General features: G+C 66.6%; 1 protein-coding gene. It reads left to right on the top strand.

Annotation, left to right across the window (positions count from 1 at the left end; all coding sequences use genetic code 11):
- The coding region (locus tag HV798_RS31565; protein ID WP_175196695.1) for a hypothetical protein at positions 1-607 on the top strand (607 nt) is incomplete at both ends.

The raw sequence follows: 607 nt of genomic DNA, 5'->3' as shown, positions 1-607 counted from the left end.
CGTCGCCAACACCGGCGCCTTGCAGAACCAGGGCGGCGGCTTGTACGGCGGTTCAATCGACGTTAAAGCCGCGAGCCTGTCCAACACCGACGGCAAGGTCGTCAGCGGCGGCGTACTGGACGTAAAGACCACCGGCAACCTGGACAACACCGGTGGCACCGTTGCCGCCCAAGGGCAAGCCACGCTGAACGCGCAAACCCTGTCCAACGCGCGCGGCATCGTCGCCGCCGCCAATCTGACACTCAAGACCCAAGGCCTGCTGGACAACCGTGCCGGCCTGATCCAGGCCGACAACCTCGTGGCCTTGACGGCCGGCAGCCTGAACAACCGCGACACCCTCGCCAATGGCCTTGCCGGTGCGGGCGCGGCTACGCCAGGCGCCCTGGGCGTCATGGGCCAGCAAGTCACCTTGAACGCAGGCGCAGTCGACAACCAGGCAGGTCGCATCGGCGCGGGCCAGGATCTGGGTGTTTCCACCGGCACGCTCGACAACACATCGGGCAACGTCTCGTCCGACGCCAACGCCAAACTTGCATTCAGCAGCCTGGCCAACCGCAGCGGCGCAGTAACCGCCGGCAATTCGCTGGAACTCGTCACGGGCGACCTG

Origin of the sequence: Achromobacter deleyi (assembly GCF_902859705.1) — a bacterium.
In the GTDB taxonomy this organism is placed as follows: domain Bacteria; phylum Pseudomonadota; class Gammaproteobacteria; order Burkholderiales; family Burkholderiaceae_B; genus Achromobacter; species Achromobacter deleyi.
Note: the sequence above shows the minus strand (reverse complement) of the source record. Positions and strands in the feature narration are given on the sequence as shown.